Here is a 16,145-nt window from a genome sequence, read left to right as displayed (position 1 = left end):
TTGCAGTATCTACTGATATGCTGTATTCCATGACTGCTGCTCCCGAGCACCGCAACAAGCGCAGCTACCACGACGCGTGCGGTGCGGCCCGCGCGCTCGACCTGGTCGGTGAGCGATGGACCCTGCTGGTGGTGCGCGAACTGCTCCTCGGCCCCAAGCGATTCACCGATCTGCGGGCCGGGCTGCCCACGATCAGCCCGAACGTGCTCTCCCAGCGGCTCGACGAGCTGGTCCAGGCGGGCGTGGTGCACAAGCGCAAGCTGCCGCCGCCGGTCAGCGCCGCGGTCTACGACCTCACCGACTGGGGCAAGGAACTGGACACGGTGATCCTCGCGCTGAGTCACTGGGGTGCGCGCACACCCAGCACCTACCGCTGTTCGGAGGTGAGCACCGACGCCCTCGTCGTCTCGCTGCGCACGCATTTCCAGGCGGATCGGGCGGCAGGCATCCGGGCCGACTTCGACCTGCACTTCACCGGACCCGATGCGAACACCGACGAATTCCACGCGGTGGTCGACGACGGCACGCTCACGATCAGCCGCGGCGCGAGCGGCACCGCGGCGACCGCCGTGCACACCAGCGTCGCCGCCTTCGTCGCGGTCGTCTACGACGGGCACTCGATGGCCGAGACGATCACCGCGGGCGACGCGTTGGTGACCGGCGACGCGGCCGCCGCCGAGCAGTTCACCACCCTGTTCGAGCTGCCGCGGGAGTGCACCGGGCGTTGACGCGGCGCCGTGTCGCGCCCGGAGCGAAGTGCGGCCCGCGATACGGCAGAGTGGGCGTGTGCAGTTGATCCTCGTTCGCCATGCCCAACCGGTCCGGATCATGAACTCCGCCGGTCCCGCCGATCCCGAGCTCGCGCCCGTCGGGCTCGAGCAGGCCGAGCGGGTGCCCGCCGCGTTGAGCCAGCACCGGATCACCCGGGTGGTGAGCAGCCCGCAGCGCCGGGCGCGCGAGACCGCGGCACCGACCGCGGCGAAGCTCGGCGCCGGCCTCGACCTCATCGACGACCTCGCCGAATACGATCGCGACCTGCCCGCCTACATTCCGATCGAGGACGCCAAGGTCGAGTTCCGCGAGGTCTACGAACGGATCAAAGCGGGGCACCTGCCGCACCAGATCGACGGCAAGGCGTTCAAGTCCCGGGTGCTCGACGCGGTCACCGAGATCGCCGCGAGCACCGACCCGGCGGGCACGGTGGTCGCCTTCACGCACGGCGGCGTGATCAACGTGCTGCTCCAGGAGATCCTCGGTTTGGAACGGCCGCTGACCTTTCCGATCGACTACTGCTCGATCACCCGAATCCTGTTCTCCCGCACCGGGCGCCGGACCGCGGCGACGATCAATGAGAACGGGCACGTCTGGGATCTGTTGCCGCGCAATATCAAAGCCTGAGCGCCACTCACAGCCGATTGGCAGGGACGTCGCACCGTCGTCCCAGCGACGGAACCTTCTATGGGACGGGTGCGCTACCACCCTCAGTAGCGCACGGTTCCAGAGAAAGGATTCCCGTGTTGCTCTCCAGTACATCGAGACGCCGCCTCACCCGAATTGCCGTGGCGGGAGCGTTGATCGCGTTACCGGTCGGCGCGCTGGCCGCGACCGCTTCGGCGGCGACACCCGATCCGGCGGCTGTTCAGCTGACCCCGGCCGACGGCACCGACATCAGTGCGCATCCGCACAGCGGCCTGGACCTACCCGGCGGCCAGGGACACGACGGCCCGCGGGTGGAATATCGCGAGGGTCCGCGTGGTGACGGGCCGCGCATCCACCGGAAGGACGAGCCAGGTCCGCGGATCTTCTTCAAGGACGGTCGACCGTCGACCGGTTCCGCGGGCAGCAGCTGATCCCTTGTCCCGCTAGGCCATACGACGAAGGCCCACCTCCTTGCCGGAGGTGGGCCTTCGTTTCGGTACGCGGTGGATCAGGCCATGCCCGCAATCCAGTTGTGCATCCAGGAGACGGCGGTCTGGCCGCCGCCGACCGGGTAGCTGCCGTACAGGGTGTGCGCCTGCGACTTGTAGAACCGCTCCAGGTCCTTGGCCCGCTGCTCGTTCGCCGACTCCGTCAGCTGCGCCTGCAATGTGGGCACGCCACCATGCGCGAACAGGTCGTTCATGATGTTTCCGGCTTCGATCTGGTAGCGCCACATGTTGGCCGGGTTCGCGTCCGAGGCCTGCGCCAGGAAGCCGGCGAACCGGGTGACGAAGTCGTCGGGTGCGGTCGCGCAGTACAGGTCGCTCACCGCGCAGATACTGCGGGTGCGGTCGCTGATCCAGCCGAAGCCGCCGACCCGGGGGCCACCGGCACCCGCGCCGGGCGCCGGGGCGCCGACCTGAATGTCGCTCGGGGAACGGCGCGGGTCGGAGATCAGGCCGACGCCCGCGATCCGTTCCGGCGCGACCACGCTGAGCCCGGTACCGATCTCGGCCGCCAGATCACCGGCGGCGTCGGCACCCTGGCTGTAGCCGACGAGCGCGATCTTCGTCGCGCCGCACGACTTCGCCATGTCGGAGATGAGGCCGCGCGCGGCGTCGACGGCTTCCTTCTTCGAGTTGCCGTAGACCTCGCCCTCCCACGGGAACGCGGTCGCGGCATAGGTCACGTAGTCGACCTCCGCCGAACGGGGCAGATTGTTGGTGACCCCGGCCAGCATGCCGGGCTTCGGCGTCTTGTCTTTGCCGGTCTCCCAGGTACCCGGGATCGCCACCACGTACAGGCTCGGGCAGCCGGGCGCCGCGCTCGCGGCACCGGCGCCGAACACCATGCCGGACAACACCGTCGCGGAAGCACCGAGAGCCGCGACAACCTTCTTCAACTGCATACCGCTCCAGTCCAAAACCATGCCTCTCGCGAGTGCGTCCTCGACAAGTTGCGCCCCAATGCTGAACCCGACGGATGACATTTCAGTGCACGCTGGGTTAACACAAGCCACCCACCGACGTGTCGGCTACGACCAGAACCCACATCCCAAGATCAGCAGCACGACGGGATCACAATAGAGGTACCAGCTCGCCGGCGCCATCCGAAACCCCGGCCTTGTCCGAATTTTCGTCGAATGCCCAAATCTCCAGCGTCCCGTTCGTCGCGAAAATCCTTATGCGCTGGGGTAGTTGAGCATCGAACCGGATTGTTGTCAGGCCCTTGCTCTTTGGGGCAGCCCGCTACGGGAAACAAAGGCGCCTGTGGACATTGCTGTCCACAGGCGCCTTTTCCGCTCCGGTAAGAGAGGGGTTCAGGTCATCGCTGGGCGACCATGGTGGGGGTGATGGGGGCGGGCAGCGCCGTCTCACCTTCCAGGAAGCGGTCCACCGCGGCGGCCGCGGCGCGGCCTTCGGCGATGGCCCAGACGATGAGGGATTGGCCGCGGCCCATGTCGCCGGCGACGAACACGCCGGGGATGTTGGTCGCCCAGTTCTTGTCCCGCTGGACGTTGCCGCGCTGGTCGTAGCCGACGCCGAGATCTTCGAGCAGGCCCGGCTTCTCGGGGCCGGTGAAGCCCATGGCGAGCAGGACGAGGTCGGCCTCGAGGGTGAAGTCGGTGCCGTCGACCTTCTCGAAGCGGCCGTTGACCATGCTGACCTCGTGCGCCTGCAGGCCGGTGACCTTGCCGTCTTCGCCGATGAAACGCTCGGTGTTCACCGAGAACACCCGCTCGCCGCCCTCTTCGTGCGCCGAGGACACCCGGTACATGAGCGGGTAAGTCGGCCATGGAGTGGACGCGGCGCGCTCCTCCGGCGGGCGCGGCATGATCTCGAACTGGTGGATGCTGGCCGCGCCCTGCCGGTGCGAGGTGCCGAGGCAGTCGGCGCCGGTGTCGCCGCCGCCGATGATGATGACCTTCTTGCCGCGCGCGTGAATGGGCGGCAGGCCGTCTTCGTCGGTGACGTCGTCGCCGAGCTGCACCTTGTTGGCCCACGGCAGGAACTCCATGGCCTGGTGGATGCCGTCGAGTTCCCGCCCGGGGATCGGCAGGTCACGCGCGAGGGTGGCGCCGCCGGAGAGCACGACCGCGTCGTAGATTTCGCGCAGCTGCTCGGCGGTGATGTCCACCCCGACGTTCACGCCGGTCTTGAAGATGGTGCCCTCGGCCTCCATCTGCGCGAGCCGCCGGTCGATGAAGCGCTTCTCCATCTTGAATTCCGGGATGCCGTAGCGCAGCAGCCCGCCGATGCGATCGGCCCGCTCGAACACGGTCACGGTGTGGCCCGCGCGGGTGAGCTGCTGTGCGGCCGCGAGCCCGGCGGGACCGGAGCCGACGACGGCGACGCGCTTGCCGGTCAACCGGGTCGGGTAGACCGGAGTCACCCAGCCCTCGTCGAAGGCGTTCTCGATGAGATCGACCTCGACCTGCTTGATGGTCACCGGGTCCTGGTTGATCCCGAGGACACAGGACGCCTCACACGGCGCCGGGCACAGCCGCCCGGTGAACTCCGGGAAGTTGTTGGTGGCGTGCAGCCGGTCGATGCCTTCGCGCCACTGCCCCTTGTAGACCAGGTCGTTCCACTCGGGGATCAGGTTGCCCAGCGGGCAGCCGTTGTGGCAGAACGGAATACCGCAGTCCATGCACCGGCTGGCCTGCCGCTGCAGGGTTTCCTTCGGATACCCCTGCTCGTAGACCTCTTTCCAGTCCATCAACCGCAGCTCGACCGGTCGACGGGTCGGTAGCTCCCGGTGGGTGTGCTTCAAAAATCCTTGTGCGTCAGCCACGTTCGGCCTCCGTAATATTGCCTGTGGACATCGGACTCAGCTGTTGAATGCGTCGCGTGCTAGCCACGGGCCGCCTCCATGATCGCCTCGTCGACGTCCTTGCCCGCCTTCTCCGCCTCGGAGATGGCCAGCAGTACCTTCTTGTATTCGCGCGGCATCAGCTTCACGAAGTGGTTCACCTGCTGCGACCAGTCGCCCAGAATGCGTTCGGCGACAGCGGAACCCGTCTGATCGCGGTGCTGGGTGATGATGTCGCGCAGCCAGGTGAAGTCGTCACCGGAGAGCTGCTCGACGGCATCGGCCTGCTCGGGGTTGAGCCTGGACTCGAAGGTGCCGTTCGGGTTGTAGACGAACGCGACACCGCCGGACATACCGGCGCCGAAGTTGCGGCCGGTCTCACCGAGGATGACCACCCGGCCACCGGTCATGTACTCCAGACCGTGGTCGCCGACGCCCTCGACCACCGCGAGGGCACCCGAGTTACGGACGGCGAAGCGCTCGCCGACCACACCGCGGATGAACGCCTTGCCGTTGGTGGCGCCGAACAGGATCACGTTGCCCGCGATGATGTTCTCCTCCGCCACGAACTCGGCAGGCGCGTTCAGCGACGGGCGCACCACCAGGTGACCGCCGGAAAGTCCCTTGCCGACATAGTCGTTCGCATCACCCTGCACCCGCAGCGTGATGCCCGCGGGCACGAAGGCACCGAAGCTGTTGCCCGCCGAGCCGGTGAAGGTGATGTCGATGGTGTCGTCGGGCAGGCCCGCGCCACCGTAGAGCTTGGTCACCTCGTGGCCGAGCATGGTGCCGACGGTGCGGTTCACGTTCGTGATCTTGGTTTCGAACTTCACCGCCTGGCCCCGCTCGAGCGCGTCGCGGCTCTGCGTGATCAGCTGCTGATCCAGCGCCTTGTCCAGGCCGTGGTCCTGGGTCTTGGTGCAGCGCCGGTCCTGGTACATGAACGCGGTCTCGACATTGTCGAGGATCGGCGACAGGTCCAGCTTGCTGGCCTTCCAGTGCTGCTTGGCCTTGGCGGTGTCGAGCAGGTCGACCCGGCCGATGGCCTCGTCCAGCGTGCGGAAGCCCAACTGCGCCAGCAGTTCCCGGACCTCCTCGGCGATGAACAGCATGAAGTTCTCGACGAATTCCGGCTTGCCGGTGAAGCGTTCGCGCAGCACCGGATTCTGCGTCGCGACACCGACGGGGCAGGTGTCGAGGTGGCAGACCCGCATCATGATGCAGCCCGAGACCACCAGAGGCGCAGTGGCGAAACCGTATTCCTCGGCGCCGAGCAGCGCGGCGATCATCACGTCGCGGCCGGTCTTCATCTGACCGTCCACCTGCACGACGATCCGATCGCGAAGTCCGTTGAGCAGCAACGTCTGCTGGGTCTCGGCCAGGCCGAGCTCCCACGGACCGCCCGCGTGCTTGAGCGAGGTGAGCGGCGAGGCACCGGTGCCGCCGTCGTGGCCGGAGATCAGCACCACGTCCGCGTGCGCCTTGGACACACCGGCCGCGACGGTGCCGACGCCGGGCTCCGCAACAAGTTTCACGTGAATCCGCGCCTGCGGGTTCGCGTTCTTCAGGTCGTGGATCAGCTGCGCCAGATCCTCGATCGAGTAGATGTCGTGGTGCGGCGGCGGCGAGATCAGGCCGACACCCGGTGTCGAGTGCCGCACCTCGGCGACCCACGGGTACACCTTGTGCGCCGGAAGTTGGCCGCCCTCACCGGGCTTCGCGCCCTGCGCCATCTTGATCTGGATGTCGGTGCAGTTGGTCAGGTAGTGCGCGGTCACGCCGAAGCGGCCGGAGGCCACCTGCTTGATCGCGCTGCGCCGCCAGTCGCCGTTCTCCTCCGGCTCGAAGCGGGCCGGCGATTCGCCGCCCTCACCCGAGTTCGACCGGCCGCCGAGCCGGTTCATCGCGATGGCGAGGGTCTCGTGCGCCTCGGCGGAGATGGAGCCGTAGCTCATCGCGCCGGTGGAGAACCGCTTCACGATCTCCGACGCGGGCTCGACCTCGTCGATCGAGATCGACGCGCGCTCCTTCTTGAACTTGAACAGGCCGCGCAGCGAGGCCAGCCGCTCGGTCTGGTCGTCGACCATCTTGGTGTACTCCTTGAAGATGGAGTACTGACCGGTGCGGGTGGCGTGCTGCAGCTTGAACACGGTGTCCGGGTTGAACAGGTGGTACTCACCCTCGCGCCGCCACTGGTATTCGCCGCCGACCTCGAGCTCGCGGTGCGCGCGCTCGTTGCGGTTCTCCAGGAACGCGAGCCGGTGCCGCTCGGCGACGTCGGCCGCGATGTCCTCGAGGCCGATGCCGTCCAGGTGCGAGCGCAGGCCGGTGAAGTACTCGTCGGCCAGGTCCTGGGACAGGCCGATCACCTGGAACAGCTGCGCGCCGGTGTAGGAGGCCAGCGTCGAGATGCCCATCTTGGACATCACCTTCAGCACGCCCTTGCTGGCGGCCTTGTTGTAGTTGGCGACCGCCTTGCGGAAGTCCGCCGCGTGATCGCCGGTGCTGCCGGGCATTTCGAGCGCGCCGCGCTCGAGCATGTCCTCGATGGTCTCGAAGGCCATGTACGGGTTGATCGCGGCCGCGCCGAAGCCGACCAGCATCGCCATGTGGTGCACCTCGCGGGCGTCACCGGCCTCGACGACCAGACCGACCATGGTGCGGGTGCGCTCGCGCACCAGGTGGTGGTGCACCGACGCGGTCAGCAGCAGCGACGGGATCGGCGCCAGCTTCTCGTTGGACTCGCGGTCGGAGAGCACGACGATCCGGGCGCCGCCGTCGATGGCGGCCGACACCTGGGTGTTGATCGCCTTGAGTGCCTTGCGCAGACCCTTGCCGCCCTTGGCCACCGGGTACAGGCCGCGCACGATCACCGAACGCAGCTCGGGCTGCGAGCCGTCGTCGTTGATGTGCACCAGCTTGGCCAGCTGGTCGTTGTCGATGATCGGCGATTCGATCGCGATCTGCTTGCACGACTCCGGGCCGGGGTGCATCAGGTCGGCCTCCGGGCCGATGGCCCGGCGCAGGCTGGTCACCACCTCTTCGCGGATCGCGTCCAGCGGCGGGTTGGTGACCTGCGCGAACAGCTGGGAGAAGTAGTCGAACAGCAGCCGGGGCCGCGACGACAGCACCGCGATCGGGGTGTCGGTGCCCATCGAGCCGAGCGCCTCGCCGCCGGTCTTGGCCATCGGCGAGATCAGCAGGTTCAGTTCTTCGTTGGTGTATCCGAAGATCTGCTGGCGGATCAGCACCCGATCGTGCGACATGTGCACGTGCGGGCGGTCGGGCAGGTCCTCGAGCTTGGTCACACCCGCGTCCAGCCATTCCTGGTACGGGTGCTCGGCCGCAAGGTCGGTCTTCAGCTCGTCGTCGCCGACGATGCGGCCCAGCGAGGTATCGACCAGGAACATGCGGCCGGGTTGTAGTCGGACCTTGCGGACCACCTTGGACGGGTCGATGTCGAGCACACCGACCTCCGAGGCCATCACCACGAGGCCGTCGTCGGTGATCCAGATGCGGCTGGGGCGCAGGCCGTTCCGGTCGAGCACGGCGCCGACCACGGTGCCGTCGGAGAAGCACACCGACGCCGGGCCGTCCCACGGCTCCATCAGCATCGAGTGGTACTCGTAGAACGCGCGGCGGCGCTGATCCATGGTCTCGTTGCGTTCCCACGCCTCGGGGATCATCATCAGCACCGAGTGGGGCAAGCTGCGGCCGCCGAGGTGCAGCAGTTCCAGGACCTCGTCGAAGCGCGCGGTATCGCTCGCCCCCGGGGTACAGACCGGGAAGATCTTCTCCAGCCGGTTGTTGCCCGCCGAGTCGGTGCCGAAGATGTCCGAACGCAGCAGCGCCTCGCGCGCCCGCATCCAGTTCTCGTTGCCGGTGACGGTGTTGATCTCGCCGTTGTGCGCGACCCGGCGGAACGGGTGCGCCAGCGGCCAGGACGGGAAGGTGTTGGTGGAGAAGCGCGAGTGCACGATGCCGAGGGCGGACTCCACCCGGCCGTCCTGCAGGTCCAGGTAGAAGGCGCGCAGCTGCGGCGTGGTGAACATGCCCTTGTAGACGAAGGTCTGGCCGGACAGGCTCGGGAAGTACACCGACTCCTTGCCGACCGAGCCCTCGCCGGGGCCCGACTTGCCGAGCTCGTGCTCGACCCGCTTGCGGACGACGTAGGCACGGCGCTCCAGGTCCATCCCGGACAGCTGCTCGGCCGCACCCCGCGGGGAGCCGATGAAGATCTGCCGGAACGTCGGCATGGCATCACGCGCCAGCGCACCGAGCGACGACTCGTCGATCGGCACCTCGCGCCAGCCGAGAACCTCGAGGCCCTCTTCCTTGACGATCTTCTCCACGCCGTAGGCGGCACGCGCGGCCTCGCGCCTGGCCTGCGGCAGGAAGGCGATACCGGTGGCGTAGGAGCCCTCCGGCGGCAACTCGAAGTCCACGATGGCGCGGAAGAACCGGTCCGGGACCTGGATCAGGATGCCCGCGCCGTCACCACTGTTGGGTTCGGCGCCTGCGGCACCACGGTGCTCCAGGTTCAACAGAGCCGTAATAGCCTTGTCGACGATGTCGCGGCTGCGGCGGCCGTGCATGTCGACGACGAACGCGACACCGCAGGCGTCGTGTTCGTTCGCCGGGTCGTAGAGCCCGACGAGTCCAGGTGACCTGTGGCCAGGAAGTTGCATCATGCCTCTGCCTTCAAGAAGGGCGTTCGACGAAATGAATTACGCAATTTCGCCTGAATGCCTCCGTACAAGACTGCGCCCGTACGTTCCGAAACCAGCCGCGCTGATGGTCTTCGGCGTGCAGTCACGTCTCCAGTTGTTCACCCGCTTCAGTGACGTAGTGGGTGCTCGTCGGTAACAGATCCCTAACGAGATCCTTACCTCCGTGCGGGTTCTCGCCAGCTACGCTGAGCACCGGTCCAGGAGCTGCCCGAGCGGGCGAGGGTGCCGAGCATTCTGTGTTCGGCGTAAGAGCAAACGATAAGTCAGGTCCGGGGCCCAACCAACTAAGGTTGCACTAATAACCGAGTCTAGCTGGGCTTCTTCATTCGGTCCTCCACGTGTGCGCGTCGTCCAGTGTAAAGCAGCGGGTACCGCTCGATCGACCCTGCGGCACCCTCGGCCAGCCGCTCGACGGCAGCGCGCGAGAGCGGCCCCAACCCTCGCAAATCGGTCAGAAGAACGCTCTCACCTGCATCGAAGATGATTTCCCTCGCTCAGCATCCGGCAAACCCCTCGGCGGCGGCTAACTCGGAAGCGGGCTGGATGAGATATTTCCGACAGGGTCCTGACGAGCCCGAGCTGTGATCCGACCGTCCGGACTGTTTTGTTTGCTGTGGCCTTCAGCACATTTTCAGCTAACCGACGGGAGTGGCATTCGACACATTTTCGCGGCCGAAACCTATACGCCGTCCGGGGGTTATGGGTGTGATTTATTGCGGGCCTGAACGCTTTTCGCCGAATATTCGCCGACAGCGCGGACTTTCCGCCTGAAGACGGCGCTTAAGAAAGGGTTAAGCGGGGTATGGAGCGGGTTCCGTGGGGAGCTCGCAGCGTTCAACGCGGCGCGCACAAGGCGGCCGCGGCACGCACCAGCGCGGCCTGATGCAAGGCGTCGGTATTTCCCGCGCCGAATACGTCGAAGACGCTGTAAGCCAATCTTTCCGCACAGTCCGGCGCGGTCAGCTCGGCCCGCCGGGCGGCCAGCTGGTCGACGATCTCGATGTTCACCCGGTCGATCACCGGGCGCACCGCCGCCAGATCGGGTGCCGACCCGGGTGCCGCGGCCGGGTCGAAGCGCCAGCGGGTGATCAGACCGCGCTGCACGATCTTGTTGGACTCGATCTGGCCGGAGAACACCTGCCGCACCCAGGGTTCGGGCAGGTCGCGCCCGGCGCCCAGCTTTGCCATCGCGTCGTAGACCACGGCTTCCCTGGCCGGGTCGTCGATGGTGGGTTCGGTGCCGGACTCGGCGGCGGCCACCCACTTCGCCGCGGCCACCGCGTCACCGGTGTCGAGGCGCTCGAGCACCAGGGCGACCAGGCGATCCAGCGACTCGGCGCGGCCGTCGCCCGGCTCGGCGGCCGCGCTAACCGGCGACATGATCAGTGCCGCCGACACGATCATCAGCATGACAAGGCGCATAACCCGACCTCCTGAGCTGGCTCGCGCGGAAACCGATCATCGAGCCAGGGTAAGCGAACGGACCCGCGCGCTCGGTCCCGAAACCGGCCCCGCGCGGTGGCCGCCGGCACCCGTACCCGCACCACATCGGCGGTTTTGTGAGCCTGACCACATACCTCCGCCGCCACTCGGTGTGTCGGGTTCGGTCCTGTCACGCTGTGACCACGAAACCGTGACGGTTTCATCGAGCCCTGAAATCGACTGGGACCAAGAGGATGTGAGCTCCCATGACCGTCATCGGCTTGTTCACCTGGCTCGGCGGGGGTCAGACCGGTGAAGTCGCCTACCGCCACGAGCGCACCGGCTATGCCGTCACCGGTGCGGCGGTGCTGTTGTTCGCGGTGGTGTCCGGCCTGGTCGCCGCGCTCGCGCTGGCCTCGACCGGTACCTGGGCCCTGCTCGCGATCATCCCGGTGGCCCTGCTCGTCGCGGCGCTCGCGGGCGCGATCGCCCGCGCGGTGGCGACCGCGCGGCCCAGCGGCGAGCCCGACCGGCTCGGCCTGCTCGCCCGCATCGCCTTTGCCGTGCTGGCCGGCGGGTTGCTCGCCGAGCTTGCCGCGATCGTCGTCTTCGGCGGCAGCGTCGACCGGACCCTCGACGAACGAGCCCAGCGTTCCGTCACTTCCGCGCCCCTGGTCGTCGCCGCAGCAGCCGAACTCGACAAGGCCCGCGCCGACCGGACCGCGCTGGATCAGTCGATCACCAAGGCGCAGGCCGACGTCGATCGCTCGCTGCTGATCGCCCGCTGTGAGTTCAACCCGAGCCCGCGCTGCTCGCAGGTTCCGATCACCAACGTGCCGGGACGCGGGCCGGAAGCCCAGACCGCCAACGACATGCTCGACGACGCCCGCAGGCAACTGGCCGCGGCGCAGGGCCGGGCCGACGCGCTGGACCAGCGGATCGCCGACAACGAAAAGGCCGTGGCCGCAGCCGAGTCGGCCGCCTTCGCCGACGCCGACCGCGGTCTCGGCGCGCGCTGGTTGGCGATGAACGACTACACCATCCACCACCCGGGCGCGCTGCCGCTGCGCATCCTGACCATCATCGCTGTCGTCGCGCTGGCACTGCTGCCACTGATACTGCGCTGGTGGCGCGGGCAGACCTCGTTCGACCGGCGAGTCGCCTACCTCGAAGTACAGGCGCGCGCCGAGGCCGAAGCCGACACGGCCATCGCCCTGAAACAGGCCCAGGTGCGCGCCGAGGCCGAAGCACTGCGCGCCGAACAACAACTCACCGCGGCCCGCCTCGCCGCCGAGGCGGACACCGCCATCGACCGGGAGCGCCAGCGCACCAGGATCGTCGCGGCCATCGGCGGCCTGGAGATCGGTATCGCCGAACCGCCGAACCGCCCCGCACTGCCAGCCGCACCGGCTGACGACCGAAAGGACAGCTCCGTGTCTGAAGGATTCGCGCCGTCGAACCTGCCCGCCCCCGTCACCGCGCGGGAGATCGGCCCGGGCACCATAGCGCCGACGCCCAAGACCGGTGGCGGCCTGGAACTTCCGCTGATCGGCACGGTGCCGTTCACCGACACCGCGGCCCGGTTGATCCGCCCGCTGGTGCCGTCGTTCGTGGCCAACGCGATCGACAACGCCACGCACCCGCTGCGCACGGCCCGGCAGGCGTTCGAAGAGGTCGAGGAGATCACCTTCACCCTGCGCCGCACCCGCAAGGTCACCGTCGAGACCCAGGACTCGCACGCGCCGACCGGTTACCAGCTCGCGCCGGGCTCGCCGGAGGCGCTGCACGCCCAGCGCGTCGCCGCCACCGTGGTCGACGCGGACTACGGGCAGCACGACCCGCGCTACTCGGCACTGCCGGACGGTGCGGCGCAGCCGTACGGTCTGTCGGCCGGGCGGCAGGACGAGCTCAGCGGCCGCCGAAATCCCGAACTGCCGGGTCATGGTCGCCGCGAACTGCCCCGCGGCAACTGACCGTCCGCCGCGCGCTGGTCGAGGCGCTCGGCCGGTCCTGGACCACTGGTCCGGCTCTTCGCGGGTCCTCCGGCCTAGGCTTTGGTCCCATGGCCCACAGTGACGTCTCGACAGCCGCGTTCGGGTCGCGGCTGCTCGGACCGGTGGACGAGTCCTCCGGGATGCGGCGGATCCGGGTTCAGCTGCTGCTGACCGTGCCGCTGGTGGCCGCGAACCTGGCCGGCATGGCCGTCACTTTCGCGCTGATCGGGTTCGTGCTGCCCGGACCGACGGTGTTCACCCGGGAACTGCTGCTGCTCGATGTCATCGCGACGCCGCTGTACGCGGCGCTGGCCTTGCTGGTCGGCATGTGGTGGGGCACCGTGCGCGGCCTGCGCACGCTGCGCTGGGCGATCCAGCCGGACCAGGTGCCCACCGAGGCGGAGCAGATCGCCGCGTCCAGGGTGCCCCGGCATCTGGTGCTGCAACAGGCCCTGCTGTGGTCGGGTGCGGCCGCCGTGCTGACACCGCTCTACGCGCTGGTGGAGCCCGCGCTCGTTCCCAAGATCCTGATCGGTATCTCCTTCAGCGCCATCGTGGTCTGCGCCAACGGCTACCTGATCGCCGAGTTCGCACTGCGTGCGGTGACCGCCCGCGTCCTGGACGCGGCGCCGTTGCGGCGGCGGCGTGGCATGGGTGTGTTCTCCCGCTCGATGGTGGCCTGGATGCTGGGCGCCGGCGTGCCGGTGACCCTGTCGATGATCGTGGCGGGGTGGGCCCTGGTCGACTCGTCGGTCAGCACGGCCCGGCTCGCGGTCTGTGTGCTCTCGCTCGGCGGTGCGGCGCTGGTGTTCGGCCTGTTGCTGATGATGCAGACCGTGTCGGCGATCATCGCGCCGATCCGCGGGGTGCGGCGCGCGCTGCGGCAGGTCGAGGACGGTGACCTGCGGGTGGCGATCACCGTGTACGACGGCACCGAATTGGGTGAGCTGCAAAGCGGTTTCAACCACATGGTGGAGGGGCTGCGCGAGCGCGAGCAGATCAGGGATCTGTTCGGCAGGCACGTCGGCCGCGACGTGGCCGACGCGGCGCTGGCCGGTAATCCGACGCTCGGCGGCGTGGAGACCGAGGCGGCGGCGCTGTTCATCGATATCGTCGGCTCCACCACGATGGCCGCGACGGTGCCCGCGCCCGAGATGGTCGCCATCCTCAATCGCTTCTTCGACATCGTGGTCGACGAGGTGGAGGCGCACGGCGGGCTGCTCAACAAGTTCGAGGGCGACGCCGCCCTGGCCGTATTCGGCACGCCCGCCGCGCTTTCCGACGCCTCGGGCGCGGCGCTGGCCTGTGCCCGCGCCATCCGGCAGCGCCTCGACCTGACCGCCGACGACTTCATCGCCGCCATCGGCGTCGCCGCGGGCCGGGTGGTCGCGGGCAATGTCGGCGCCCGGCAGCGTTACGAGTTCACCGTCATCGGCGACGCGGTCAACGAAGCGGCGCGCCTGTGCGAACTCGCCAAGCACGACGACCTCCTGCTCACCTCCGCGAACACCGTCAACAGCGCCGACGACACCGAGGCGGCGCATTGGCAGCTCGGCGAGTCCGTCACCTTGCGCGGCCGCCTCACGCCGACCCGGCTCGGTCGCCCGCGCGGTTCCGGGCAACCGGCCGAGCGCGGTCTGCGCCCGAGCGAGCGGCGAACCGAATGACGGCCGCCCCCGAATAGTGAACGGCCGCACCTCTATACAGCTGCGCGCCCGCTCGGGGGAATCCAGAGCGGGCGCGCAGAGTCGGCTTTACGGACGCGCGGCCCGCAGCCGGAACGCGACCACCGCGGCGATCAGCAGGATCGACGCCGTGCCGAGCGCGGCGAAGTGGATGCCGGAAACGAACGCCTCGCGCACCGAGGTGAGGAACGCCGCCGACACCGACTCCGGTAGCTGACGCGCGAAACCCGTGGCGGCGCCGAGGGATTCCGACGCGACACCCACCTGGTCGCTCGGCACGCCGGTCAGGTCGAGGCCGTTGCGGAAGATCGCCATGACCACGCTGCCGAGGATCGCGACGCCCAGGGCGATGCCGGTTTCGTAGGCGGTCTCGGAGACCGCCGCGGCCGCACCGGCCCGCTCGGCGGGCGCCGAGCTGACCACCAGGTCCGACGAGACCGTCAGTGCGATACCGACACCCGCGCCGATGAACAGGAAGCCGAGAATGAACGGCGTCGTGCTACCGGCGGCGTCCGGGCCGAGCCACAGGAACAGCGCCGAGCCGAACGCGGCGATGGTCAGCGCACCACCGAGCACCGCGCCGGGCCGCACCCGCTGTACCAGCCACGCCGCGGCCAGCGACGCGACCACGCTGGCGGCCAGACCCGGCAGCAGCAGCAAGCCGGCCTGCATCGGCGAGCGGCCGAGCACCAGCTGCAGATACTGCGAGCCGAAGAACAGCACACCGGCCAGCGCGAACACCGCGAGCAGGTTGGTGATCACCGCGGTGCGGAACCTGGGCAGCGCGAACAACTTCAGGTCGAGCATCGGATTCGCCAGCGTGCGCTGCCTGCGCACGAACAGCACGCCCGCGACGACACCGACCGCACCGATCAGGGCCAGCCGGATGCTGGCGCCGTGCGCCGCCGACTCCTTGATCGCATAGACGACCGGCACCAGCGCCAGCATGGACAACCCGGCGCTCGGCAGATCGAATCGGCCGGGGTTCGGGTCACGCGACTCCGGCACGAGGAACGGGCCGAGCGCGAGCAGCACCAGCATGACCGGCAGGTTCACCAGGAACACCGAGCCCCACCAGTAGTGCTCGAGCAACCAGCCGCCGAGCAGCGGACCGGCCGCCGCGCCGCCACCGGCCATCGCGCTCCACACCGCGATGGCCACGGTCCGCTGCCGCGGATCCAGGAACATCGAGCGGATCAGGCCCAGCGTCGCGGGCATGAGCGTCGCACCGGCGACGCCCTGCAGCACGCGCGCGCCGATCAGCATCTCCGGCGAGACGGCCCACGCCGCGAGCACCGAGGCGACACCGAAGCCCGCCGCACCGATCAGCAGCAGCCTGCGGCGGCCGATCCGGTCACCCAGGTTGCCCATCATCACCAGCAGGCCGGCCAGCACGAACGAGTACACGTCGATGATCCACAGCAGCTGCGGTGTGGTCGGCGCCAGATCGGCGCTGATCGCGGGCACGGCCAGGTCGAGCACCGTGGCGTCGACGGCGAGCAGCAGCAGGGCGAGGGCGAGCACGGCGAGGCCGGCCCAGTCGCGCGCGGTCGCGCGGGGCGGGGCTTCGGTTGTCATCCCGG

10 protein-coding genes are annotated in these 16,145 nt (G+C 68.6%); 5 read left to right on the top strand and 5 right to left on the bottom strand.

Going from position 1 to position 16,145, the window contains the following annotated elements; genetic code table 11:
- The first annotated feature begins 29 nt into the window (after positions 1–29).
- The 3 genes from IBX18_RS05195 (at position 30) to IBX18_RS05185 (ending at position 1,850) form a co-directional block, all read left to right on the top strand.
- Positions 30–728 carry a helix-turn-helix domain-containing protein gene (locus IBX18_RS05195; RefSeq protein WP_194832522.1) on the top strand — a complete coding sequence of 233 codons (699 nt, stop codon included), beginning with the start codon at positions 30–32 and terminating at the stop codon, positions 726–728.
- A gap of 58 nt (positions 729–786) precedes the next feature.
- Entirely contained in the window at positions 787–1,398 is a 612-nt protein-coding gene (locus tag IBX18_RS05190; RefSeq protein ID WP_107653542.1) for a histidine phosphatase family protein, read from the top strand.
- A 116-nt stretch (positions 1,399–1,514) separates the two neighbouring features.
- Complete coding sequence (locus IBX18_RS05185) at positions 1,515–1,850, top strand: hypothetical protein (protein ID WP_194832521.1); 336 nt, start codon at positions 1,515–1,517, stop codon at positions 1,848–1,850.
- Between the two features lie 77 nt (positions 1,851–1,927).
- On the opposite strand, the gene IBX18_RS05180 is transcribed toward IBX18_RS05185, so the two are convergent.
- From IBX18_RS05180 to IBX18_RS05165, 4 genes are all read right to left on the bottom strand, one after another.
- Entirely contained in the window at positions 1,928–2,827 is a 900-nt protein-coding gene (locus IBX18_RS05180) for a cutinase family protein (protein WP_194832520.1), read from the bottom strand.
- Positions 2,828–3,243: 416 nt separating this feature from the next.
- Positions 3,244–4,713: a glutamate synthase subunit beta gene (locus tag IBX18_RS05175; RefSeq protein ID WP_194832519.1), complete on the bottom strand. Its 1,470-nt coding sequence runs from the start codon at positions 4,711–4,713 to the stop codon at positions 3,244–3,246.
- Positions 4,714–4,772: 59 nt separating this feature from the next.
- Positions 4,773–9,422, bottom strand: a complete 4,650-nt coding sequence (gene gltB / locus IBX18_RS05170) for a glutamate synthase large subunit (RefSeq protein ID WP_194832518.1) — start codon at positions 9,420–9,422, stop codon at positions 4,773–4,775.
- A gap of 873 nt (positions 9,423–10,295) precedes the next feature.
- Entirely contained in the window at positions 10,296–10,883 is a 588-nt protein-coding gene (locus tag IBX18_RS05165; protein WP_147138367.1) for a chorismate mutase, read from the bottom strand.
- Positions 10,884–11,149: 266 nt separating this feature from the next.
- On the opposite strand from IBX18_RS05165, the gene IBX18_RS05160 reads away from it, so the two are divergent.
- Positions 11,150–12,856: a DUF4407 domain-containing protein gene (locus tag IBX18_RS05160; RefSeq protein ID WP_194832517.1), complete on the top strand. Its 1,707-nt coding sequence runs from the start codon at positions 11,150–11,152 to the stop codon at positions 12,854–12,856.
- 89 nt (positions 12,857–12,945) lie between these two features.
- On the top strand, positions 12,946–14,544 hold the full coding sequence (locus IBX18_RS05155) for an adenylate/guanylate cyclase domain-containing protein (RefSeq protein WP_194832516.1): 1,599 nt from the start codon (positions 12,946–12,948) through the stop codon (positions 14,542–14,544).
- Between the two features lie 87 nt (positions 14,545–14,631).
- On the opposite strand, the gene IBX18_RS05150 is transcribed toward IBX18_RS05155, so the two are convergent.
- Positions 14,632–16,140, bottom strand: coding sequence for an MFS transporter (locus IBX18_RS05150; protein ID WP_228540305.1), 1,509 nt, complete (start codon positions 16,138–16,140; stop codon positions 14,632–14,634).
- Between the last annotated feature and the right edge of the window lie 5 nt (positions 16,141–16,145).

The organism is Nocardia sp. XZ_19_369, assembly GCF_015355715.1.
Lineage (GTDB): Bacteria > Actinomycetota > Actinomycetes > Mycobacteriales > Mycobacteriaceae > Nocardia.
Note: the sequence above shows the minus strand (reverse complement) of the source record. Positions and strands in the feature narration are given on the sequence as shown.

Coding starts and splice junctions, on each gene's coding strand:
- IBX18_RS05180 (WP_194832520.1), bottom strand. CDS start 2,827: ATGCAGTTGAAGAAGGTTGTCGCGGCTCTCGGTGCTTCCGCGACGGTG.
- IBX18_RS05150 (WP_228540305.1), bottom strand. CDS start 16,140: ATGACAACCGAAGCCCCGCCCCGCGCGACCGCGCGCGACTGGGCCGGC.
- IBX18_RS05155 (WP_194832516.1), top strand. CDS start 12,946: ATGGCCCACAGTGACGTCTCGACAGCCGCGTTCGGGTCGCGGCTGCTC.
- IBX18_RS05165 (WP_147138367.1), bottom strand. CDS start 10,883: ATGCGCCTTGTCATGCTGATGATCGTGTCGGCGGCACTGATCATGTCG.
- IBX18_RS05195 (WP_194832522.1), top strand. CDS start 30: ATGACTGCTGCTCCCGAGCACCGCAACAAGCGCAGCTACCACGACGCG.
- IBX18_RS05160 (WP_194832517.1), top strand. CDS start 11,150: ATGACCGTCATCGGCTTGTTCACCTGGCTCGGCGGGGGTCAGACCGGT.
- gltB (WP_194832518.1), bottom strand. CDS start 9,422: ATGATGCAACTTCCTGGCCACAGGTCACCTGGACTCGTCGGGCTCTAC.